This is a genomic window from Exiguobacterium artemiae, assembly GCF_033342815.1.
Lineage (GTDB): Bacteria > Bacillota > Bacilli > Exiguobacteriales > Exiguobacteriaceae > Exiguobacterium_A > Exiguobacterium_A artemiae_A.
Window position 1 is genome coordinate 90,699 of record NZ_JAWPEN010000011.1, and the last position, 23,844, is coordinate 114,542.

Below are 23,844 nucleotides of genomic sequence, written 5' to 3' on the forward strand. Positions count from 1 at the left end.
TGCTTCAAAATAGGGTTGTCCAACAAAATGTAACAGACTTCAAACTCCAATCCTTTGAATGGACAGGACGCAGAAAATTTTTTTCAATCCACACCTTCTATTTTTCCGGAAAAATATTCGAGGATTCCATCGATGGATAAAAGATTGGTTCGGTTATATACGGGTAATTTAAATCCATTGTTTTTGCCATTATAACAACTCTTTTGACAGTTATCAGCAAGTGATTGGCTGCTTCTGCAGCATATGCCTTTCGAGTAATAGTTTCGTTTTTTTATTTTTATATAGTTTATAGAAATAAAAAATCAGAAACTCCAGCAAACTAAAATTGTCATTGCATCTCCATTTTTTGTCTGCTATCATTCAATTTGAACATGACAATGATAATCATTATCAGTTAATCCGCGAGAAATTAAACCACTTACATATTCACGGATGAATTGATCTGAGGCATTGTTCACATCAAAAGGAGATGAATTAGAATGGGGACAGTAAAAACATCGATGGTGATCAGCTCTCTTGCCGTCTTACTCGCCGCTTGCGGTACTGCGAACGAAACGACTACGACGGACAGTAAAAAATCTGCTGCAAAAACAATCAACATCACAGATGCACACGGTACGGTCAAGGTACCTGTACAACCAAAAAAAGTCGTGGCACTCGATAACCGGACATTCGAGACACTCGCTGCCTGGGACGTTGAGCTTGCTGCTGCTCCGGTCGGACTGTTGCCGGCGGAATCACCGTACGCCAAGGACAAGGATATCGTCGACGTCGGGATGCACTTCGAACCTAACCTTGAAGCGATTGCCGGAGTTGATCCGGATGTCGTCATCGTCGGTCAACGGTTCGCGGACCACTACGACGAGATCAAAAAACTGGTTCCGGAAGCTGCCGTCATCGATCTCGACATCGAATTGCCTGAAACATCCGGAACGCCCGGTGAATTGTTAGTCAAAGGTCTTGAAGATACGACACACACGCTCGGACAGATCTTTGCCAAGGAAAAAGAAGCCGACCAACTCGTCACGACTTTTGAACAGTCGATTCAGGACGTAAAAAAATCCTATAACGGAACAGACAGCGTCATGTCCGTCATCGTCTCGGGTGGCGACATCGGTTTCTCCGCACCGATGAGCGGTCGGGTCTTCGGACCGATGTATGACATATTCGGTTGGAAGCCGGCACTGGAAGTCAAACAAAAATCAGGTAACGATCAAGGAGACGAGGTGTCCGTCGAAGCAATCGCACAAAGCAATCCGGACCGGTTACTTGTCTTAGACCGTGATGCTCCGCTCGGAAACGCCAAGGATGCCGTACCGGCGGAGGATGTCATCGACCGTGCACCGGCGCTCCAACAGACAACAGCCGTCAAAGACGACCGGATTGTCTATACACCGAAAGACATGTACTTAAACGAATCGATTCAAACCTATTCGGAATTTTTCCAAAGCGTGTCGAAAGCGTTCGTGAAGTAAATGGAGCAGGTCAAACCGCAACAAGTGAATGGAAGTGTTGAGCCGAGTGCCCGACCTTCCTTTTCTGTCGTTTGGACGCCGCCGTTTATCATCGCCTTGCTGACGATCGGCGCACTGGCCGTTACTTCCCTGTTTACTGGAGTCTATGAACTCAGCAACACGGCAAACGACTTTTCCATGTTTTGGATTACACGCGTCCCGCGAACGGTGGCTTTGATGCTGACAGGAGCAGCGATGGCGATGGCGGGACTCGTCATGCAACTGATTACGCAAAACCGGTTTGTTGAACCGACGACGACCGGGACAATCGAATGGGCGGGACTTGGTCTGTTGACCGTTTATCTGCTTGTTCCGGCACCAACACTGATGATGCGGATGACCGGTGCCATTGTGTTTGCCTTTATCGGCACGATGGTATTCTTTTGGTTTCTGCGTTCGGTCAAGCTTCGGTCTTCCCTGATTGTGCCGATCATCGGTCTCATGCTTGGCGCTGTCATCTCGGCCGTTTCAACCTTCCTCGGTTTATACTTCCGGGCAAGCCAGGCACTCGAAGGCTGGTTCGTCGGCTCGTTTTCCTCTGTTCAAATCGGACGTTATGAATATTTATGGATTATCGTCGGCGTCACGATGTGCATCTTCTTTCTTGCCAATCGTTTGACGTTAGCCGGTCTCGGTGAAGATATCGCGACCAGTCTCGGCGTTCATTACAATCGGCTGATAATGATCGCAACAGGTCTGATTGCCTTGTCCGTCGGCATCGTTGCGACAGTCATCGGAAATTTACCGTTTCTCGGTCTGATCGTGCCGAACCTGGTCTCGATGATGCGCGGGGATGACTTGCGCAGTAACTTGCCATGGGTGTGCGTCATCGGGATGGGGACGGTTCTCGTCAGTGATTTGGTTTCACGGACGTTGATCCAACCCTTCGAACTGCCGGTTTCACTGATTCTCGGAACAGTCGGGGCAACGGTCTTCATTCTCATCCTGTTACGGCAACGAAAAAGAGGAGGTATCCGATGAGTACCGTCATACACAGAAAACCAAAACCCTACCCACGCGAACAGATGACAGCCCATACCAGTGACCGGAACGCTTCCGCCTTCCCGTCCAAACGGCATGCACGCCGCTACTGGACCCTGCTGTGCCTGTTCCTGTCCGGTGGACTGCTCTGCTCGCTTGGTCTCCTGCTTTATAACAATCCGGTACCGGTTCAGTCTCCGTCCTTTTGGCCCGTCGTCGAACGCCGGATCACAGCCATCATGACGATGGCGATTGCCGCACTTTGTCAAAGCCTTGCCACCGTCGCCTTTCATTCGGTCACGAACAACCGGATCATCACGCCGTCCCTGCTCGGATTTGATGCCTTGTATTCCACGATTCAAACGTCGATGATCTTTTTCTTTGGTGCAGGGGCTCTGATCGGTTTTTCAGGGACGGGAGCCTTTTTGACACAGGTCGGTCTCATGCTCGTGATGAGCCTGCTGCTCTACGGATGGCTGTTATCCGGAAAATATGCCGATATACAGCTGATGTTGCTCATCGGCATCATCCTCGGCACCGGACTGAATTCGCTTGCCAGCTTCATGCGGCGGATGCTCGATCCGTCCGAGTTTGATATTCTGCAGGCCCGATTGTTTGGTTCGGTTACGAATGCCGATGCTGCCTATTTTCCAATCGTGATTCCGGTCGTCCTGATCGTCAGTGTTTTATTGTTCCTGTCGGCCAACCGTCTGAACGTCATCGCCCTCGGAAAGGACGTTGCGACATCGTTCGGCGTCAATCATCGCCGAAGCGTCCTCTATGTCCTCATCCTCATTTCCTTACTCATGTCGATGTCGACGGCACTGATCGGACCATTGACGTTTTTCGGTTTCCTGGTTGCGACACTCAGTTATCAGGTCGCTTCCACGTACGACCACAAGTATGTCTTGCCGATGGCATTTTCGATCGGTTTTCTCGTTCTGACGAGTGCCTATTTCTTCATGTATCATATTTTCAATGCACCGAGCGTCGTCTCCGTCATCATCGAACTGTTTGGCGGTCTGATTTTCCTTACGGTGTTATTAAGAAAGAGGTCTTTATGATTAAATTGACGCAAGTTAAAAAATCGTATACGGATCATGTCCAGATTGGTCCGCTTGAGTTAAAGATTCCGAAAGCAGGTCTGACCGCACTGATCGGACCGAACGGTGCCGGTAAATCGACGGCGCTGATGATGATCGGCCGTCTTTTGCAACTTGATGAAGGACAAATTCAGGTCGCCGGACTTGATGTCTCGAGCACGAAATCAAAGGATTTGGCAAAAATCATCACGATTCTCCGTCAGGAAAATCATTTCGTGACCCGGCTGACGGTTCGCCAACTGGTCGGCTTCGGCCGGTTTCCCTACTCACAGGGGCGAATGACACCCGAAGATGAAGCCATTACGTCCAAATATATTGACTTCCTGGACCTGACTTCACTTGAACACCGGTACCTCGACGAGCTGTCAGGCGGCCAACGCCAACGGGCTTATGTTGCGATGGTCTTGTGTCAGGAAACGGATTACGTACTGCTGGACGAGCCGCTCAATAATCTTGATATTGCCCGGTCCGTCCAAATGATGGGATATCTTCGTCATGTCGCGGACGAACTCGGACGAACCATCATCACTGTCTTACATGATATCAATTTTGCTGCGAAGTACGCCGATCACATTTGTGCCATGAAACAGGGACAAATTGCGGCGTTCGGTACGGTCCAAGAAATCATGGTCGCGGACACCTTATCCGATATTTTCGAGACGGATCTTGAAATTATTGCGGGACCCTACGGACCGATTGCCGTTTACTAAGCCGACTCGATAAGCGGACAACAGAAAAGGAACGGCGCATCATCTCGATGCACCGTTCCTTTTCTCGTTTCGTATCTTTTGATTAAATCAATTCCAGTTCTTGCCCGACTTGTTTAAACGCTTCAAGCGCCTGCTCCAAGTCTTCACGTGTATGTTCCGCTGTAACAATCGTCCGGACACGCGCTTTGCCTTTTGCAACTGTCGGGAAGGCAATCCCTTGTGCAAAGACACCGTGTTGACGCAGACGGTCCGACAGCTTGTGGCATAAGGCTTCGTCACCGACGATGACCGGTGTGATCGGCGTCGTTGACGTGCCGATATTAAAACCGAGTTCCCGTAATCCGTGTTTGAAGAATTCCGTGTTTTCCCAGAGACGGTCAAACAGTTCCGTTTCTTCTTCCATGACCCGAAGTGCTTCCCGGTTCGCTTCGACGACTGCCGGTGGGTGCGATGTCGAGAAGAGGAACGGACGGCCTTTATGGATCAGATAATCTTTGACGTGTTGTTCACACGCGACGTACCCGCCGAGAACACCAATCGCTTTTGAGAGCGTCCCGACTTGCAAGGCGACGCGTCCGTCGAGTCCAAAATGATTTACCGTTCCGCGACCGCTTTTCCCGAGGACACCCGATGCATGGGCATCATCGACCATGACGAGCGCATCATATTTCTCAGCCAGTTCAACGATTTCCGGAAGCGGCGCAATGTTGCCGTCCATCGAGAAAACACCGTCTGTCACGATAAGACGTATCCGGGAATCCTGTGTTTCTTGCAACGCAGCTTCCAAATCTGCTAAATCAACGTGGTTGTAAATCCGGCGTTTCGCTTTCGTCAAACGAATTCCGTCGATGATTGACGCATGGTTCAGGGCGTCGGAAATGACGACATCTTCCGGTCCGAGTAAAGCAGACAAAACACCGAGATTCGTCGCGAAGCCTGATTGGAAGACGAGTGCCGCTTCCGTATGCTTGAATGTCGCCAGTTCGCGTTCGAAGGCTTGGTGCATTTCGAGTGTTCCGGCAATCGTCCGGACCGATCCCGTTCCGGCACCGAATTCAAGTGCCGCGTCCGCCGCCCGTTTCGCGAGGCGCGGATGCGCTGCGAGTCCGAGATAGTTGTTTGACGACAATTGAATCAATTCTTTCCCGTCGACAGTTACCCGGTTGTGCTGGGCACTTTCGAGTGCAACGAGTTCGCGGAACGTTCCCGCTTGTTTCATCTCTTCTAATTCTGTCCGTAAATGCTCAAAACCCATTAATTCGTCCCCCTTGGTTGTAGTACGACCTTTCCACATTTCCCTTGTCGCATCAATTCGAATCCTTCTTCAAACCGTTCGAGTGGCAATGTGTGTGTAATCAACGGTTTGACATCGACTTTTCCGCTCGACAGGAATGCGGATACTTGACTCCATGTCTCATACATTTTCCGTCCGGTGATGCCTTGAACGCGAACGCCTTTAAAGACGACGTGATTCGTCAGATCGATCTCGACCGGTTTGACCGGCAGACTGAGAATGTTGACGTCTCCGCCGGCTGTCACCATCTCAAATGCTTGACGGATCGCAACCGGATGACCGCTCATTTCACAGACGACATCAATCCCGTCCCCGTCCGTCATCATGCGGACCCGTTCGAACACATCCTCGTGGCGTGAATCGATGACGACATCTGCGCCCATCGTTTTCGCAAGCTCCAGACGGTACGGATTGACATCAATCGCGATGACTTCCGCAGCGCCTGCCGCTTTTGCGACTGAGACAGCCATCAGACCGATTGGACCGCAACCGACGATGGCGACCGTTTTAGCGCTGACGTCACTCGCAAGAACCGTGTGGACCGCGTTGCCCATCGGCTCTTGAATCGATGCGATGGCGGCTGGCATATCCTCCGGATTGACCCAGAGATTTTCTTCCGGCATGACGACGTACTCGGCAAAACAGCCTTGTGTGTCGACACCGATGATTTTTGTATTTTTACAAATGTGATACTGCCCCCGCAGACACTGTTTGCATTGATGACAGACGATATGTGTTTCCGCTGAGACACGGTCCCCGAGTTTCAAACGTTTCGTCCCTTCACCCAGTTCCACGACTTCACCGGAAAACTCATGTCCGAAGACATACGGCGGATTCACGCGTGATGCTGCCCACGCGTCCCATTCGTAAATGTGGACATCCGTCCCGCAGATGGAAGTCGCTTCGACGCGAATCAAGACTTCACCGCGTTTTGGTGAAGGAACTGCGACTTCTTTCAAGACAGCGCCAAATCCCCGTTCTTCTTTGACGAGCGCGCGCATCGTTTTTACTTTTGTCGTATCTTCTACAGCTGTCACTAGTTTTGTCATCATTCCCCGACTCCTTCGTGGTCTTTGCCTCTTTCTCTAATCGGTCCAGACCAAGTATTGAGCATCCCCAAATAACCAAACAATCTTTCACTTCTAGTTTACATGAATTCGGCCGCAAGTTTACCAAATGTTTCTTCATTCATCTCAAGATTGGCAAAAGTCAGTCCATTCTCCGCATATCCGCCGATTTGTGACTGGTAATCCGGACGCGAATCATCCTGATAAATCAGCCCCATGACGAGACCGTTGTGTTCATGGACAACCCGTTTCGCGAGATCGAGATCCGTCGCATCATAGTCTTCGAGATCATCGAGTTTCGTTAAATTCTGTTTGAACCAGTCATACGTATTGACTTTGTTGAACGTCACACACGGACTGAAGACATTGATAAAGGCAAATCCTTTATGTTGGGTCGCTTGTTCAATCAGACTCGTCAATCCTTTTAAATCATTCGAAAAGCTTTGGGCAACGAACGTTGCGCCTGCCGTCAAGGCGAGTTCGACCGGCGAGACACTCTTTTCAATCGATCCTTTTGGCGTCGACTTCGTCTTAAAGCCAAGTGCTGACGTTGGTGACGTCTGCCCTTTTGTCAAACCGTAAATTTGGTTGTCCATGACGATGTACGTCATATCCACATTCCGTTTAAAGGCATGAATCGTATGTCCCATCCCGATCGCAAATCCGTCTCCGTCGCCACCGGACGCAATGACGGTCAGTTCACGGTTCGCCATCTTGACGCCCTGGGCAATCGGTAACGACCGGCCGTGGACACCGTGGAATCCGTACGTATTGATGTAACCGGAAATCCGTCCCGAGCAGCCGATACCGGAAATCAAAGCCAGTTCTTCCGGTTCGAGCCCAACGTTTGCGACCGCACGCTGAATGGCTGCCTGAATTGAAAAGTCGCCGCAGCCGGGACACCAGTTCGGTTTGACATCGTTTCTGAAATCTTTAAAGGTTGCCATGGAAAATCCCTCCTGCAACGACTTGTTCCACTACTTCCGCCGGATAGAACGGATCGCCGTTGAATTTTAAAATGTGTTCAATTTTTTCTGCAAAACCGCAGTTCATCTGGATCAGTTTCGCGAGTTGGCCCGTCGCATTGTATTCGACGACGACAACCTGCTTGGCCCGCTCGAGGTGCGGACGGACCAATTCACTCGGAAACGGATGCATCTGGCGGATATGGAGATGATCGACATGAATGCCCTGTTCTTCGAGACGCGGCATCACTTCTTCAATCGTTCCGCGTGTCGAGTTAAAACCGACAAACAGAATATCCGGTGTCGCATGCTGTTCTGTTACAAGAACCGCATCCTTCATTCGGAATTGACCGAGCTTCCGTAGACGTTTCGTCATTTGATCAACCCGGTTTTTCGTTGCTTCCGACGGACGGCCTTCTTCGTTGTGCTCGACGCCGGTCACGTGGTGAATTCCGTGTTTCGTACCCGGAACGACCCGCGGACTGATTCCGTCTTCCGTCACTTCATACCGTTTGAAATATGCTTTACCTTCAAGCTCCGGCAGTTCGTCAAGCATCAGTTTCCCGCGGCGGATTTCCACGCGGTTGACATCCAGCGGTTCGACCGACTGTTTTCCGAGCGACAACATCAAGTCCGTCAAAAGAATGACCGGACACTGGTATTCTTCCGCGATGTTAAACGCTTCGGCTGCATCATAAAAAGCTTCTTCGACCGTCGACGGCGCGAGGACGACTTTCGGAATCTCACCATGTGTGCTGTAGATCATCGCCATCAAGTCGGACTGTTCCTGTTTCGTCGGCAGGCCTGTCGATGGTCCGCCGCGTTGCGTATCGATGATGACAAGCGGCGTTTCCGTCATCCCGGACAAGCCGATCGCTTCTGCCATGAGCGACAATCCGGGTCCGGCTGACGCCGTCAAGGCACGGACGCCGGCATAGTTGGCACCGATGGCCATCGTCACCGCGGCCAGCTCATCTTCCGTCTGAACGACGGTTCCGCCGAACTGCGGTAATTTTTTAATTAAGTACTCCATGATTTCCGACGACGGGGTAATCGGATAGGCAGCCATCAGACGGGCCCCCCCGGCAACCGCACCAAGCGCAATCGCATCGTTGCCGATCATGAACATCCGTTGCTGCCCGTCTGCCGGATCGAGGATAAAGCGTTCCGCTGTTCCGGCCATCGCCTCAAATGCTGCTGCGCCTTCACGGATTGCCGATAAGTTCTTTTCGACCATCTCCGGTCCTTTACGACCAAAAATCTGTTCCACGACCGCTTGGAAACGTTCCGGTGCGATCCCGAGAATGGCGCTCGATGCTCCGATGGCGACCATGTTCTTCATCAGCGATGTGCCGAGTCCGGAGGCAATTTCCGTAAAAGGAATCGGATATAAAGCAGCACGTGTCTGATCCGGATTCGTCGGATTGAATTTCGCGTCGGCGATGATGATGGCGCCTTGACGCAACTCATGGAAGTTGACATCGATGGTTTCCTGATCAAAGGCGACCAGAATATCAAGATCATCGGCGACGGTCCGGACTTCGTGTGTCGCGACACGGATTTTGTTGTTCGTATGTCCTCCCTTGATGCGTGAAGAAAAATGGCGGTATCCATATAAGTAATAACCAAGGCGGTTCAAGGCAATGGCAAAGATCTCACCCGTCGACTCGATCCCTTCCCCCTGCTGACCGCCTACTTTCCATGACAATTGATTGTACATCGACGTTCGCTCCTTTTATCCCCTGAAATGATTGAAGCTGTCTGCTTCACTATCCTCCCCCATGATACCGATTTCCCGATACTTGTACAATGCTCCTCTGGCGAATCCGTTGATTTTTTCCGGCTGTCCGTCATAAAAAAAAGACCATCTACTCCAACGAGTAAATGGTCTGGTTTAACGTAGGACCTATGTCCAATGATGCATCATCGTGGTTCAATGATTAATTTGATTGCCGTCCGTTCCTCGCCATCAATCATGATGTCGGTAAATGCCGGAATACAGATCAAATCCATGCCTGCCGGTGCGACAAATCCTCTTGCGATTGCCACCGCTTTGACGGATTGATTGAGTGCACCTGCTCCGATTGCCTGAATTTCGACAGAACCTTTCTCTCGAAGTACACCTGCGAGCGCACCTGCGACCGCATTCGGATTCGATTTAGCTGATACTTTCAGGACGTCCATGCATGTACCTCCCAATCAAAAATCAAAACTCAATCAAAGAAAATCGATTGATCCGTTAAATGGATGCGTTCAATCTTCGTTGCTTTTTTTGATACATCATCAATATGAATCAAGACTCCATTTAATTGTTCCCGTCCTTCAGCAACTTCAAACCGGGTTGGGAGCTGTGTTTTAAATTTTCGTAACACATCTTCTTTCCGCATACCGAGGACACCGTCGAGCGGCCCTGTCATGCCGACGTCAGTGATATAAGCCGTTCCGCCTTCAAGAATCCGTTCGTCCGCCGTCTGGACGTGGGTATGGGTCCCGACGACTGCTTGAACACGCCCTGCCAAGTGATAGCCCATCGCGATTTTTTCACTCGTCGCTTCCGCGTGGACGTCAACGAAAATCGCATCGACTTCTCCTTCGACTTCCGCAATCAACTCATCGACTGTCCGGAATGGATCGCCGAGCGGTGGCAGAAAGACTGTCCCTTGGACGTTGATGACGGCAATTTTTTTGTTGCCGACTTTTAACACCATCATGCCGCGCCCGGGTGTCCCTTCCGGATAATTTGCAGGACGGACAATCCGGTCGGCATCGTCGATCCAATCAAAGATATCGCGGTTATCAAACGTATGGTTCCCCATCGTCACACCGTGGAATCCAAGTTCGAGTAACTGATGATAAATCGATTTTGTAATCCCGCGGCCATGTGCGGCATTTTCTCCGTTGACAAGCATGACAGTTGGATTGTATTTCGATTTAATGCGTGCTGTAAACTGTTGTAAGATATGACGGCCTGGTGCCCCGACGACATCTCCGATAAATAAGATTTTCATGAAACATTCCTCCAAATAATTAAAAAAAGTGGCGGTCGCCCGCCACTTTGCTTATTTTGCGTATTCGACCGCTCGTGTTTCCCGAATGACCGTGACTTTGATATGACCCGGATAATCGAGTTCTTCTTCGATTTTTTTCCGGATATCGCTTGCCATCTTATGGGCAAGGACATCGTCGACGACATCAGGACGAACGATGATCCGTACTTCACGACCTGCTTGAATCGCGAATGACTTCTCAACCCCGTCAAATGATTCTGAGATTTCTTCCAGACGTTCAAGACGTCGGATATAACTCTCAAGTGTTTCTTGACGTGCACCTGGACGAGCGGCAGATAAGGCATCCGCTGCTGCGACCAGAACGGAAATGACAGATGTCGCTTCCGTATCCCCGTGGTGGGAAGCAATCGCATTGATGACAGTTGGATGTTCTTTGTACTTCGTACCAAGCTCCACACCGATTTCAACGTGACTTCCTTCCACTTCGTGGTCAATCGCTTTCCCGATATCGTGCAGGAGACCGGCACGTTTCGCAAGTGTTACATCTTCTCCGAGCTCAGCTGCCATCATACCAGCAAGATGCGCGACTTCGAGTGAATGGAACAATACGTTTTGACCGTAACTTGTCCGATACTTCAAGCGACCAAGAATTTTGACAAGATCCGGATGAATCCCGTGAATTCCGACATCATATGTCGCTTCTTCACCGATTTCACGAATCCGTTCGTCGACTTCCCGACGTGACTTGTCGACCATCTCTTCAATCCGAGCCGGGTGAATCCGACCGTCTTGAACGAGTTTTTCAAGGGCCATCTTCGCCACTTCGCGGCGAATCGGATCAAATCCGGACAAGATAACCGCTTCCGGTGTGTCATCGATGATTAAATCGATACCCGTTAACGTTTCGAGTGTCCGGATGTTACGACCTTCGCGACCGATGATCCGGCCTTTCATCTCGTCATTCGGCAAGTTGACGACCGAAACCGTCGTCTCTGCGATATGTTCCGCGGCGAACCGTTGAATCGCAAGCGAAAGAATGTTGCGTGCTTTTTTGTCTGCTTCTTCTTTTGCTTTTTGTTCGATTTCTTTTTGAAGAATTGCTGCGTCATGCATAGCAGCTTGTTTCGTCTCATCCATGATGATAGCTCTAGCTTCGTCTTGCGAAAGATTCGCAACACGGACGAGCTCTTGGCGTCCCTGTTCATACAGGTCCTCTACTTTGCGTTCTAACTCTTCAGCTTGATGCTTCCGTTTCGCGATCTCTGCATCCCGCGTATTGATTTGTTCTTCCTTACGGTCGATGGAATCAACACGGCGATCGAGTGTCTCTTCTTTTTGGAGCAATCGTCCTTCTTGTTTCGTTAACTCTTGACGACGTTCACGAAGCTCTTTTTCGACTTCATTCCGAAGTTTAAAGGCTTCATCTTTCGCTTCGAGCAATGCTTCTTTTTTCGTTGCTTCCGCTGATACTTGTGCACGTTCCACGATTTTCGTCGCTTCTGTTTCCGCGCCTTGAATCTTCGCTTCTGCAATCGATTTCCGCAAGAAGTAGCCTACGATGAATGCGATCAGTATTGCGAGGAGAAGTATGACAATCCAAGTTGTTGTACCCATGGGTTCACCTCCCCTTTACAAGGTGTTTCTTAGTTCATTTCGGTTATTCATCGAAGCTGTCTAAAAAACGTACATCTATATTGTAAGGATAGCACTCGTTCATTGTCAACGAACGGGCGGGAAAGAATTCCTATGTTTTCCTCTTTTCAACAAAAAAAGAGCAGAATCTGAATCGATTCCACTCTCTTTCAGCTTATTCTGCAAACAGATCTTCATCCTGACCTTCTTCAAAGTCAACCGGATCTTTGCGGTCGACGAGACCGTGATGCTCACGAATCAACCGTTCGACCTCATCCGCAACATCTGGATGTTCGATCATGTATTGTTTTGCATTTTCACGTCCTTGACCAAGACGCTCTGAATTGTATGAATACCAAGCACCACTCTTTTGGACGATATCGAGATCTGTTCCAAGATCAATCAATTCACCAAATTTAGAGATTCCTTGTCCGTACATGATATCGACTTCCGCTTGTTTGAACGGCGGAGCGATCTTGTTTTTAACGACTTTCAGTTTCGTCCGGTTTCCGACGATATCTGTTCCGTTTTTCAGTGCTTCTGCACGACGCACTTCAAGACGGACCGATGAATAGAATTTCAAAGCACGTCCACCTGGAGTCGTTTCCGGGTTACCGAACATGACACCGATTTTTTCACGAATCTGGTTAATGAAGATGACGATTGTTTTTGATTTGTTTGTCGCACCAGACAATTTACGTAACGCCTGACTCATCAAACGAGCCTGCAGACCCATATGCGAGTCACCCATTTCGCCTTCAATCTCGGCTTTCGGGACAAGTGCCGCTACTGAGTCGACAACAAGGATATCGACAGCACCAGAACGGACTAACGCCTCTGCGATTTCAAGCGCCTGCTCCCCTGTATCCGGTTGTGATAACAGTAATTCGTCGATGTTGACACCGAGCTTGCTGGCATAAGCCGGATCAAGTGCGTGCTCGGCATCGATGAACGCCGCCTGTCCGCCTTGTTTTTGGACTTCAGCAATCGCATGAAGCGAAACTGTCGTTTTACCGGAAGATTCCGGACCATAGACTTCGATTACCCGTCCACGTGGATATCCACCTGCACCGAGTGCTATATCTAATGTGATTGATCCAGAAGAGATTACGGATACTCTCTGATCTGCACTTTCACCTAGTTTCATGATTGAACCTTTACCAAATTGTTTCTCAATCTGGCGTAATGCCATTTCAAGTGCTGCTTTACGATCACTCACGTAGCAGGCCTCCTTTTATTTATCTTACTGAGATTATTGTACTTCTTTTGAGACCGAATAACAAGCTTTTTACGAACATTTATTCGCATAGTTGAAAGAAATCATTTTTTGTTCATTTCGTCCGCCGGGCTGATATTTTGAAGGAGCATGAAGTAAGCATCCTTGACGGAACGCAATCTAATCATACCACGGTCGAAGGCCGGATACGTCAGTTCAAGCACTTGTGTCCCGCTTGCTTGTGCCAGCGCACAATAGACTGTTCCGACAGCCCGCCCGCTGTTGCTTGTCGGTCCGGCTTCCCCGGTCAAGGCGATGGCAAGATCCGTCTGATAGAGTTTGCGTGCCCCTTCCGCCATCGCAACGGCAACATCCCGGCTGACGGCAGTCTGTTCATCAAGTAAGGTTTGCGGTACACCTAAGACGTTCACTTTAGCGGCGTCTGCGTAGACGACGGCACTGCCGCGGAAAACATCACTTGCTCCTTGAATATCGGTCAACCCGCTCGCAAAAGCACCTCCGGTCAGTGACTCGGCTGCAGACAAAGTCAAGCCTGCTTCCCGGCACCGGTCAAGAACGACCTCGGGTAAACTCGTTTCGCCATAACCGTAAAAATGGCTTCCGACTTCGGCAAGCACTTGCTGCTCCAGCGCATCGAGCATGTCAAGGGCGACTTGTTCGTCAAGCGCTTTCGCCGTCAGACGAAGGCGGACTTCTGCTAATTCGGCATATGGCGCAACGGAAGGATTACGGGCTGTCCGGATGAGGTCCGCCAACCGGTCGTTTAATGCCGACTCTCCGATACCGAAGAAACGTAATGTTCTTGATTTAATCGTTTCCTTGCCTAACAAGTGATCGAAGTGGTCTGCAATGATCCGCTTCATTTCCCGCGGGACACCCGGCAGCAAAATGTATTGATGGTCCGGTGTATGAACGGACATCCCGGGTGCGAGCCCTGCCTGATTCGTCAGCACATCGGCTTGATCGATGACAAGAGCCTGTTTTCTTTCATTCTCTGTCATCGTACGTCCCCGGGTTTTTAAGAATGCCTCAATCCGGTCGTAAGCCGGCTGATCCACATGAAGCGTCCGGCCGAGCAGTTCCGCCACGACCTCTTTCGTCAAGTCATCTTCCGTCGGTCCAAGTCCTCCGGTAATGACGATTAGTTCCGCCCGTTCCTGAGCCCGCGTGACGACTTCGACCATCCGTTCCCGGTTATCTCCGACGACCGTATGGTAATGCACGTCAATACCGCATGTCGCGAGCCACTCCGATAAATACTGGGCATTCGTGTTGGCAATTTCCCCTAACAACAATTCACTTCCGACAGCAACGATTTCTGCTTTCATTTTACATCCCCGCTTTCTTGACTATACGAAAAGACTGTTCGGGTTGACGAACAGTCTTGTTTGATCCAATTTACATGGATTTCGTAATTAACTTGATATTTTTTGAGAAATACTCGACTCCCGAATAAATTGTTAAGACCAACGCCAACCACATCGTGATTTCCGCAAAAGGAATGTTCAGTAAGGCGAATCCGATGTCATGCAGTAAAAAGGCGATGATCGATGTCAACTGAACCCAGGTCTTCGCTTTGCCGGAATTTCCGGCTGCAAGGACGATTCCTTCGTCTGAAGCGACGAGACGGAGACCTGTCACGGCGAATTCACGGCATAAGATGATGACGACGACCCACGCGGCGACGAATTCAAGTTCGACTAAATAGACGAGTGCTGCAGCGACAAGCATCTTGTCGGCGAGTGGATCCATGAATTTACCGAAGTTCGTGACCAGTTTGTTTTTCCGGGCAATATACCCGTCGAGCCAATCGGTGATGGCGGCGACGGAAAAGATCATCGCGGCGACGAAGTGGGAAACCGGCAGTTCTGCTCCTAAGACATCCCACTGTCCCCAGTCTGGATTGATGGCTAAGACGGCAACGAACACGGGAATTAGTAACACGCGTAAGACCGTCAATTGATTGGGCAAGTTCATTCTCGTATCCCTCCTTTTCGGGTTATGTATGCCAGCAGGGCTGACATGAAGAAGACACGCCTTATGGCGTGGCTACTTTCTTCAGGTAAATATTTTGAACGAGGAGGGAGCGGTTAAGCTTAAGCTCCTGATTATTGACGAGAATCCGGTCGATTCCTTTGATGGAGCCGACTCGAATCCGAATCACGTCCGTTTTGGCATTTTTGACGACGATTGGATTTGGATCTGACGCATTGATATGGTCAGGCGCGAGTGCTTGTCCTTCTAAAGACGTGTCCCGCACACCAACAAACGGTGACGGCGAAGCATCTTTTTTGATCCGGATGGATACACTCATTGTACCATCTGCCGGTACTTCATAGGTGATGTCTTGACCGACTGTCGTTTTGACAGCCAATGGTTTCTTCGTTTCTTTTTTAACAGGTTCTTCTTTTTTCGCCGGTTCTTCTTTCGGCTCTTCCGCTACCGGTGCATCGGCTTCCTCACTTGGTGCGTCACCTTCGTCAATCGTGACCTCACTTTGTTTCGGCGTCGCCGTTTTTGTCCCGTCACCGTCCTGGAATGCCTGGAATCCGTAATACAGGGCAACCCCGATTGCAAAAATCAAGGCAATGATGATGATATTCGGAATCCACCGTTTAGCGACACTTTTCTTTGGTGCCGTTGATTTCGAATATGTCGCCCGCCGAGACAGCTCAACGACAGGTTGCGCTTCCGGTTCCGGGAGGTCACGTTTGTAGGTCGCAAACACTTCGTCGACATCTAGACCAAGTGCTTCCGCATACGTCTTGATGAATGCACGGGCGTAAAATGCGCCCGGTAGTTGTTTGTAATCGCCTTCTTCAATGGCGAGAATATAACGTTTTTGAATTTTTGTCGTGCTTTGAATTTGTTCAAGCGAGATGCCTAACGTTTCCCGCTGCTCCTTTAAGTAGGTTCCGAGCTCAGTCATCGGTAACACACCTTCCATTTTCAATACTTATTCGAAATTGAACCAGTCGTTCCCACCATGGGCACGAGGCGGTTCGGTGACAATGATTTCTTCTGTCGAGTTGCGTAATTCAATGATGTAATCAAAATCATCCCACGTGTATTCGCTCGATTTAACAAAAGCATCTGGATGTTCGACGATTTTCGTAGCCGGAAGTCGCATGACTTCACGTAAAATCTGCCAATGCCGCTCGTCAAAATGTCGCTGTGAGACGAGCGCATCGATGATATAAACATAATCACCTGTCCGTTCATCATCGAACAATGAAGTCCGGACGGTTTGTTTAATTAACGTCGATGAAAGAAACAACCATTTTTTATTGGCACTGACACTTGCCGCGACAATCGATTCCGTTTTCCCGACGCGTGGCATACCCCGGACACCAATCAACAGATGACCATCTTGTTTACAGAGTTCCGCCATAAAGTCGACGAGAATCCCTAGATCTTCCCGGACAAAACGAAACGTCTTGATTTCACCGCTACTGTGGTCGATATAACGACCGTGTCGGATGGCGATCCGGTCACGAAGCTTCGGTTTACGAAGCTTAATCACATCGATAGTCGTCATCGTCTTTAAGATGGCGGCAAGCCGTGGGATTTGATCCGGTTGCTTCGTTTGAAGCAACATGCCCCGACGCTGGTGATCGACACCGTTAATCGTGACAATCGAAATATGTAGCATCCCCATGAGTGACGCGATGTCCCCTAAAATCCCGGGACGGTTGACGTTCAGTTCGTACTCCAGATACCACTGTTCGAATTCACTCACGCGCCCAGCCTCCTCTTCAAATCGATTATCCATCCCTCATGTTAAATGATTTTTTGAAAAATGAAAAGCATTCCCCTAAGCAAATTTCACCGGATTACATCCAGCCGCCGTCAATTTTAAGAACGGCACCGTTCATATACGTTGCATCCTGTCCCATTAAATAGGTGATGGCGGAGGCCACCTCTTCAACCCGTCCAAAACGGCCGGCCGGAATTTCAGCAAGTGCCAAGTCTCGGTCTTCCGCCGAAAAAACGGCATTCATCGGGGTTTCGATCCAGCCCGGCGTCACCGCATTTACCCGTCCGTTCATCGCGCCGAGCTCTTTGCTGAATGACTTGACGAACCCGAGCTGTGCCGCCTTGCAGGTCGAATAGACGACTTCACCGGCCACACCAAATTCGCCTAACACACTGCTGACGACGACGATTGAAAGTGATGCTGAAAAAGCTTTTCGGCTTGTTAAGGTCTGGGCAATCCGGATCAACGATTCGACATGCAACGTCATCATTGATTCCACCGAGGAACGGGATTGATCGACGAGCAGCCCGCTGAAGCTGGTCCCGGCGATATGAACAAATCCTTCTACAGATGGTAAGCCCTCACAAAATGCCGTCAAGTTCTCCCGGTCAGACAGATCGCCTGTGACGATCTCCGTCGTCACAGGCAACTGTCGTATCATCTGTTCGAGTTCATGCTGTTTCCGGTGGGTGTGAAGAACCAAATCGTGTCCTTCAGCCGCTAATCGTAAGACCGTTGCCCAACCGATTGCTCCGCTGGCTCCCGTAATTAAAATCCGCATCGGTCAAGCGTACGGTTTAACGATTGAAATCGCACGATTTTCAAGCGCAAACAATTCATCGAAGCGGGCTTCGATTTCTTCTTTGGTGATTGATGCAATCAACGTCGGTAACGTAAACAGATTCGTTCCGGCAAGGGCATGGCGTGAGAACTGATTGGCAATGAATTCCGGCGAGTTCAGCGACCGCAGGAATTTCCCTTGCATCATGTTGCGTTTTCGGACGACTTCCGTCTCCTCGAATTCGGGCCGGACAGATAATAATTTTTCATAGGCCGCGATAAAGCGGTCCGGATCTTCCGTCTCCATTCCGAATGTCGCGAACGCAAATTCTTCCTCGCTTGAATAATCGAAGCTGAACGTATCGTCAATCAAACCGTCTTCATACAGCTCGAGATACGTGGAAGAGGTTTGGTCGAATAACAGATGCAACAAGAGTTCACTTGTCAGCTCGCGGCGCAGTTGTTCCTGTCCGCCGAGGGAACTGTCTTTATAACCGATCAGGACTTTTGGTGTCTTGACGTCGAGTTCCAATTCAAACCGTTTTTTTGCGACTTCTTGCGGTTCCGTACCGTAGTCACGTTCGATGGCCGGACGATCTGTATAATCTTTTTTCGCTTGGTTTGCTTTGATCAAAACCAGCGTCTCGGCCGGGTCGATATTACCGACGACGAACAGGACCATGTTCGACGGATGATAAAACGTCCGGTAACATGTATACAGGTCGTCCGCTGTAATTTGATCAATCGATTCCGGTGTACCGGCAATATCAATCCGGACCGGATGTTTCGCATACATCGATTCAATCAAACCGAAGAATAAACGCCATCCTGGATTATCCTGATACATCTGGATTTCCTGTGTGATGATGCCTTTTTCTTTTTCGACACTCTCTTCCGTGAAATACGGATCCTGGACGAAGTCAATCAGCGTCTCCAGATTTTGTTCAATCAACGAAGTCGCAGAGAACAAATAAGCGGTCCGAGAGAACGATGTGAACGCATTTGCCGAGGCACCGAGGCGCCCGAACTCTTGGAAGACGTCCCCTTGCTCCGACTCAAACATCTTGTGCTCGAGGAAATGGGCGATGCCGTCCGGGACATTGACCCATTGGCCGTCCTTTTTAAAACGGTTATCGATTGACCCGTAACGCGTCGTAAAGGTCGCATATGTTTTTTCGTACCCTTTTTTCTGAAGCAAATACACCGCAAGCCCGTTATCGAGCTGTTCAAAAAATACGGTTTCGTCTGTATCGTGATACGTCAACTGTTCCATTATTCTTCACCTCGCAATAGATAAACTGCCTCGAGTTCAATAGTTGCCGCCAAACGGACGACGTCCTCACGCGTTGCCGTCTCGATGATGTGAATCTCATCTTCAAGCGTCAATCCGCGCATCTTCGATCCATTTAACCAGCCGATTAATTGTCCCGGCTGATCGAGGATTTGCCGGCGGGCATTGATGAGCATCGCTTTCGTCTGCGTCAATTCCTCATCCGTGAACTGTCCGGCTTTAAGATCCTTTAATTGTTCCCCGATAATCGTCTCGGCACGTTCCGCCTGTTTCGTTTCAACCCCGGCATAAACATAAAGCGCACTGTTCAGAGCCGCATACCGTGATGCTGCATAATAGGCGAGACTTTCTTTCTCACGGACATTCATGAACAGTTTCGAATGCGGGAATCCGCCGAACAGACCGTTGACGATTTGCATCCGAATCGAATCGACGGACGTCGGATCGACACTGACACGGTAACCTAAATGCAATTTACCTTGTTTGATCGGTTGCGTCTCGGACGAACGTTTGACGCCCGCAACCTGTTTTTGAGCCGGAATGTAGTGACTGGCTTTTTCATCATGGGAAGGTAAGAACGACAAGGCATCTTCCATCTCATCTTGCGTGACATGACCGACGACAAAGACATCAATCCGGTCCTGTTCGACCATCGAACGATATGTATCACGTAAGGAAGCCGGTGTGATTTGTTCGAGCGCTTCGAGTGTACCGAGTGAGGATAACGATACCGCTTCTCCCGGTGCCATCAGTTCGAGCAACCGTTGCTGGGCAAAACGCATTTTATCATCGTATAACGAACTGATCCGCAACGCATGCAACCGTTTTTCTTGTTTGACAAATTGTTCCCGGAATCCACCCTCTGTCAAATCCGGATAAAAAATCATCTGTTCCAGTAAATCAAGCGCTTCCTCGAGCAGCGTCTCATGACGGACGAGATCCCCGCGGACGACATCCAGCTGGAACGAGATGACGTGTTCTTCCCCGAATTTCGAGGCATCGGCGTACAGACCTGCATCATATAAGGTTTCAAGCGGTTCACGCAACGCTTTCATCGACGGATAGGCCGCTGTCGACTTCTCCATGATATACGGCAACAGAGCACGGCTTGTCAGCGTTTTTTCTTCGAGTGGTGCTGAAAACGTGACGAGGACCGTCGTCGTCTTGAATTTATCGGTCGGAACGAGATGAAAGGTCGTTCCTTGTTTGTTCCACGTTTGAAATGACTGACTCATACTTCTCCATCCTTTCGTTTAAACACATGGGCACTGCGTAAATATTCGATATCCGCTTTTTCATTGACCGCATTTTCGTAACGGGCCGCCGTAAAGAAGAAATCACTCAACCGATTGATGAACGGCAATAAATGATGTGCCTGTTCGACATCGATCATCGCCCGTTCGACACGTCGGCAGACCGTCCGCGCCACGTGCAGGCAGGCTGCAGCTTCCGTGCCGCCCGGTAAGATAAATTTATCGAGCGGTGGAGACAGTTCCGTCAGACTGTCAATCCAACTTTCCAAATCTTCCGTCGCCGTCGGGCTCAGACGGGATGCTTTTTGTTCAACATACATCAAGTCACTCCCGCAATCGAACAAAACGTGCTGGATGACCGTCAATTGTTCCTTAACCTCGATGGATGTCGCTTTTGTGCGGGCCAGTCCGACAAAACTGTTCAGTTCGTCAAGCTCCCCCATCAACGTAATCCGGACATCATTTTTTTTGACGCGTCCACCGACGAGCGACGTGTCTCCCTCATCACCTGATTTAGTATAGATTTTCAATCGACTCACTCCTATAGCGAAAGGAAGCGAATCATAAAGTTCGCTTCCTTTGTTTTTTTGGTAATTGAATTCGGAAAACGGATCCTTTGCCAAGCTCACTTTCGACCTGAACTTCCCCATCATGCGACCGGACGACGTTTGCGACAATCGCAAGACCGATTCCGGTTCCCGTCTTGCCGCGTGTCCGGGCCTTGTCCGCTTTGTAAAAACGGTCAAAGACGAACGGGACATCTTCTTCTGGAATACCGTCCCCTGAATCAATTACAGATAAAGATATAGTTTCCCTATCTTCCGTGATTTCAATCTTGATTTTCCCATCTTCTGTATACCGCAACGCATTTCCAAGCAGGTTCGTCATCACCTGATCCATTTGATCCGGATCCGCTTCGAACTGAACATCGGGACCGGTTACTTCAAACGAAACCCGCTTTTCAAGCCCCATCTGCTTAAACTTCTTGACCATCCGTTTAGCGAACGGAACGGCATCGATCGGTTCAATCCGCTTTTCCTGATACCCGGCTTCCATCCGTGCCAGATCCAGTAAATCGTTGACGAGACGGGACAGGCGTTGCGACTCGTCATAAATGATGGACGCAAACTCTTTTGTCGCCTCATCACTTTCCGTCATCCCGTCGACAATCGCTTCCGAATAACCTTGCAGCATGACGAGCGGCGTCCGCAGTTCATGACTGACATTTGCGACGAAGTCGGCCCGCATCTTCTCCAGTTGCTGGGCTTCCGTCATATCGCGTAATACGGCAACAGCCCCAATCTGCTCTTCCTGCTCAAGCAGCGGACTGACGATGATGATGTAAAACCGGCCTTCCCGTTCAAAGGAAACCGTCATTTCTTTTTCTTTACGCATGACCGTTTGGAATAATTCAATCAACTCGTCCGGAACCGGACCACCCGCAAGGAACGCTTCCGCCGGCGGGTTGGTCGCCAGTAACTCCCCTGATTCCGAGAAGGTCAAGACACCGTCCGCCATACATCTTAGGATGGACGACAGCAAATGACGTTCCTTATCAAGATCCGTGACATACTGATTGAGTTGACTGCTCATCTCGTTAAATGCCAGCGCCAAATCACCAATTTCATCGCGCGAACGCTGGGTCAGGCTTTGATCAAATTTCCCTTCCCCCGCTTCGACGACCGCCTGACGAATCGTCCGGAGCGGTGCCGTAATCCGCGTCGACAGGAAGAATGCAAAAACGGTCGTGCCGATGATTGCCAGCAACACACAGAGCTGAATGATTTGTCGTGCCCCTTCATTCGCCTGTTCGATGTTCGTCAACTGTTCAATCAGGTACATCGTCCCGCTGCCGCTTTCCGTAATGAACGGAGCACGGTAAGCAAGTGCTGCTTTCCCGTTAAACGTTTCGTAGTTTCCGATCGCCGTTTCCCCTTCTTCGCCGTCAACGGCTTTCCAGTTTTGACGTTCGAGCTCCTTGATGATCCGCTTGGCTTTTGCTTCCGAGATGTTCGTCTCGACCGTATTGTCCTTCGTCGTCGCAATCAAGGTCGCGCCATAAATATCGGTAATCTCGATCGCGGTCGCCGATCCTTCTTCCAGTCCGCTGTGGGCTTGGAAGACGGTTTCGACCTGCTGACCGAGTTTCGCGAGATGACCGCGTTCCTGTTCGATATGAAACGAATTGAAAAATTCGAGTAATAAAATCGTCAAGGCAATCAAGACGACGGAAACGAGTAATAAAATCGTCCCCCACAATTTAATGACGACGCTCTGTAACCACTTCATCGTCAGGCGGGATTATTCTCGAACTTGTATCCGACACCCCAAACGGTCGTAATCATTTGGGCAGCATTCGGAGAAAGACGATTCAGTTTTTCACGCAGTCGCTTGACGTGCGTATCGACAGTCCGTAAATCGCCGAAAAATTCGTAGTTCCAGACTTCTTTTAATAACTGTTCCCGCGAAAAGACTTTATCTGTCTGCTTGGCAAGGAAATACAGCAACTCATACTCTTTTGGTGTCAGATTGACTTCCTGCGATTCAACCGTGACGCGGTGGGCATCGTTGTCGATCGTCAAGTGCGGGAAGACGATGACATCTTTTGTTTTCGCATCCGTGTGCAGGAATTTCGTTGCACTTGCCCGGCGCAGAATCGCTTTGACGCGGAGCACGACTTCCCGCGGACTGAACGGTTTGACGATATAATCGTCCGCGCCCATCTCAAACCCGTGAACCCGGTTCGTCTCTTCCCCTTTTGCTGTCAGCATGACGATCGGTGTTGCTTTCGTTTTCCGCAGCTCTTCACAGACCTGCATGCCATCAAGCTTCGGCATCATCAAATCAAGTAGAATCACATCATATTCTGTTTCAAGTGCCATCTCGAGAGCCGTTTCTCCGTTATCGGCTTCTTCAATCGTAAAGTTCTCACGTTCGAGATACATTTTTAATAAACGCCGAATCCGTTCTTCATCATCGACGACTAAAATACGCGCTTCTTCTGACATCAGTTGATTCCTCCCATGAACTAATCTGTCTGACTCTATCCTACTACTCTTTTAGTATACTATGAAACAAAAGAAATAGCGTCTCTGACCGCGGAAATCCGTCGCGTCTGTTGAAAAAAGGATGAGGCTGGGACATAACTCAGCTTTATAAATGAGAAGGCCCTCGAAACGTTTTTCGTTTCGAGGGCCTTCTTCTATGATAAAAAACCGATTTTAAGTAAACAAATAAGGACTGCCTCTGATA

The 23,844-nt window shown here is 49.6% G+C and carries 22 protein-coding genes; 4 read left to right on the forward strand and 18 right to left on the reverse strand.

Annotated elements, in window-relative coordinates:
* Positions 1–479: 479 nt before the first annotated feature.
* Genes R7V76_RS11420 through R7V76_RS11435 form a run of 4 tightly spaced genes read left to right on the forward strand, consistent with a single transcriptional unit; the run spans position 480 to position 4,308 of the window.
* Positions 480–1,475: a siderophore ABC transporter substrate-binding protein gene (locus R7V76_RS11420; RefSeq protein WP_318092572.1), complete on the forward strand. Its 996-nt coding sequence runs from the start codon at positions 480–482 to the stop codon at positions 1,473–1,475.
* Positions 1,476–2,495, forward strand: a complete 1,020-nt coding sequence (locus R7V76_RS11425) for an ABC transporter permease (RefSeq protein ID WP_318092573.1) — start codon at positions 1,476–1,478, stop codon at positions 2,493–2,495.
* A complete protein-coding gene (locus R7V76_RS11430; RefSeq protein WP_440137047.1) occupies positions 2,492–3,559 on the forward strand; it encodes an iron chelate uptake ABC transporter family permease subunit in 1,068 nt (355 codons plus the stop codon). The genes R7V76_RS11425 and R7V76_RS11430 overlap by 4 nt, the downstream gene beginning before the upstream one ends.
* Positions 3,556–4,308: an iron ABC transporter ATP-binding protein gene (locus tag R7V76_RS11435; RefSeq protein ID WP_318092574.1), complete on the forward strand. Its 753-nt coding sequence runs from the start codon at positions 3,556–3,558 to the stop codon at positions 4,306–4,308. The genes R7V76_RS11430 and R7V76_RS11435 overlap by 4 nt, the downstream gene beginning before the upstream one ends.
* A gap of 82 nt (positions 4,309–4,390) precedes the next feature.
* Here the strand turns inward: R7V76_RS11435 and R7V76_RS11440 are convergent, their stop codons facing one another.
* The 18 genes from R7V76_RS11440 to R7V76_RS11525 form a co-directional block, all read right to left on the reverse strand.
* Positions 4,391–5,563, reverse strand: coding sequence for a glycine C-acetyltransferase (locus R7V76_RS11440; RefSeq protein WP_318092575.1), 1,173 nt, complete (start codon positions 5,561–5,563; stop codon positions 4,391–4,393).
* Positions 5,563–6,654: an L-threonine 3-dehydrogenase gene (gene tdh / locus R7V76_RS11445; RefSeq protein WP_318092576.1), complete on the reverse strand. Its 1,092-nt coding sequence runs from the start codon at positions 6,652–6,654 to the stop codon at positions 5,563–5,565. The genes R7V76_RS11440 and tdh overlap by 1 nt, the downstream gene beginning before the upstream one ends.
* 95 nt (positions 6,655–6,749) lie before the next feature.
* A complete protein-coding gene (locus tag R7V76_RS11450; RefSeq protein ID WP_318092578.1) occupies positions 6,750–7,616 on the reverse strand; it encodes a 2-oxoacid:ferredoxin oxidoreductase subunit beta in 867 nt (288 codons plus the stop codon).
* Positions 7,603–9,354, reverse strand: coding sequence for a 2-oxoacid:acceptor oxidoreductase subunit alpha (locus R7V76_RS11455; protein WP_318092579.1), 1,752 nt, complete (start codon positions 9,352–9,354; stop codon positions 7,603–7,605). The genes R7V76_RS11450 and R7V76_RS11455 overlap by 14 nt, the downstream gene beginning before the upstream one ends.
* A gap of 203 nt (positions 9,355–9,557) precedes the next feature.
* Positions 9,558–9,818, reverse strand: coding sequence for a stage V sporulation protein S (locus tag R7V76_RS11460; protein ID WP_012369932.1), 261 nt, complete (start codon positions 9,816–9,818; stop codon positions 9,558–9,560).
* A gap of 29 nt (positions 9,819–9,847) precedes the next feature.
* Positions 9,848–10,642, reverse strand: coding sequence for a TIGR00282 family metallophosphoesterase (locus tag R7V76_RS11465; protein WP_012369931.1), 795 nt, complete (start codon positions 10,640–10,642; stop codon positions 9,848–9,850).
* A 51-nt stretch (positions 10,643–10,693) separates the two neighbouring features.
* The gene (gene rny, locus R7V76_RS11470; protein WP_012369930.1) at positions 10,694–12,256 is read right to left on the reverse strand and encodes a ribonuclease Y; all 1,563 of its coding nucleotides are present in this window, start codon (positions 12,254–12,256) and stop codon (positions 10,694–10,696) included.
* Between the two features lie 193 nt (positions 12,257–12,449).
* The gene (gene recA, locus R7V76_RS11475) at positions 12,450–13,493 is read right to left on the reverse strand and encodes a recombinase RecA (protein WP_214848316.1); all 1,044 of its coding nucleotides are present in this window, start codon (positions 13,491–13,493) and stop codon (positions 12,450–12,452) included.
* A gap of 101 nt (positions 13,494–13,594) precedes the next feature.
* The gene (locus R7V76_RS11480) at positions 13,595–14,839 is read right to left on the reverse strand and encodes a competence/damage-inducible protein A (RefSeq protein ID WP_318092580.1); all 1,245 of its coding nucleotides are present in this window, start codon (positions 14,837–14,839) and stop codon (positions 13,595–13,597) included.
* Positions 14,840–14,909: 70 nt separating this feature from the next.
* Positions 14,910–15,488 (reverse strand): CDP-diacylglycerol--glycerol-3-phosphate 3-phosphatidyltransferase, encoded by a 579-nt coding sequence (pgsA, locus tag R7V76_RS11485; RefSeq protein WP_214765310.1) that lies wholly within the window; start codon positions 15,486–15,488, stop codon positions 14,910–14,912.
* A gap of 61 nt (positions 15,489–15,549) precedes the next feature.
* Positions 15,550–16,440 carry a helix-turn-helix domain-containing protein gene (locus R7V76_RS11490; protein ID WP_318092582.1) on the reverse strand — a complete coding sequence of 297 codons (891 nt, stop codon included), beginning with the start codon at positions 16,438–16,440 and terminating at the stop codon, positions 15,550–15,552.
* A gap of 27 nt (positions 16,441–16,467) precedes the next feature.
* Positions 16,468–17,250, reverse strand: coding sequence for a DUF3388 domain-containing protein (locus R7V76_RS11495; RefSeq protein WP_012369925.1), 783 nt, complete (start codon positions 17,248–17,250; stop codon positions 16,468–16,470).
* Positions 17,251–17,344: 94 nt separating this feature from the next.
* Positions 17,345–18,049 carry an elongation factor P 5-aminopentanone reductase gene (gene ymfI / locus R7V76_RS11500; RefSeq protein WP_318092585.1) on the reverse strand — a complete coding sequence of 235 codons (705 nt, stop codon included), beginning with the start codon at positions 18,047–18,049 and terminating at the stop codon, positions 17,345–17,347.
* Between the two features lie 3 nt (positions 18,050–18,052).
* On the reverse strand, positions 18,053–19,321 hold the full coding sequence (gene yfmH / locus R7V76_RS11505) for an EF-P 5-aminopentanol modification-associated protein YfmH (protein ID WP_318092587.1): 1,269 nt from the start codon (positions 19,319–19,321) through the stop codon (positions 18,053–18,055).
* Positions 19,321–20,574 carry an EF-P 5-aminopentanol modification-associated protein YfmF gene (gene yfmF, locus R7V76_RS11510; protein WP_318092588.1) on the reverse strand — a complete coding sequence of 418 codons (1,254 nt, stop codon included), beginning with the start codon at positions 20,572–20,574 and terminating at the stop codon, positions 19,321–19,323. Before yfmF ends, yfmH begins: the two co-directional genes overlap by 1 nt.
* Positions 20,571–21,122, reverse strand: a complete 552-nt coding sequence (locus tag R7V76_RS11515; protein WP_318092589.1) for a cob(I)yrinic acid a,c-diamide adenosyltransferase — start codon at positions 21,120–21,122, stop codon at positions 20,571–20,573. Before R7V76_RS11515 ends, yfmF begins: the two co-directional genes overlap by 4 nt.
* A gap of 31 nt (positions 21,123–21,153) precedes the next feature.
* Positions 21,154–22,881: a sensor histidine kinase gene (locus tag R7V76_RS11520; protein WP_318092590.1), complete on the reverse strand. Its 1,728-nt coding sequence runs from the start codon at positions 22,879–22,881 to the stop codon at positions 21,154–21,156.
* Positions 22,882–22,883: 2 nt separating this feature from the next.
* Complete coding sequence (locus R7V76_RS11525; protein WP_012369919.1) at positions 22,884–23,600, reverse strand: response regulator transcription factor; 717 nt, start codon at positions 23,598–23,600, stop codon at positions 22,884–22,886.
* Positions 23,601–23,844: the final 244 nt, after the last annotated feature.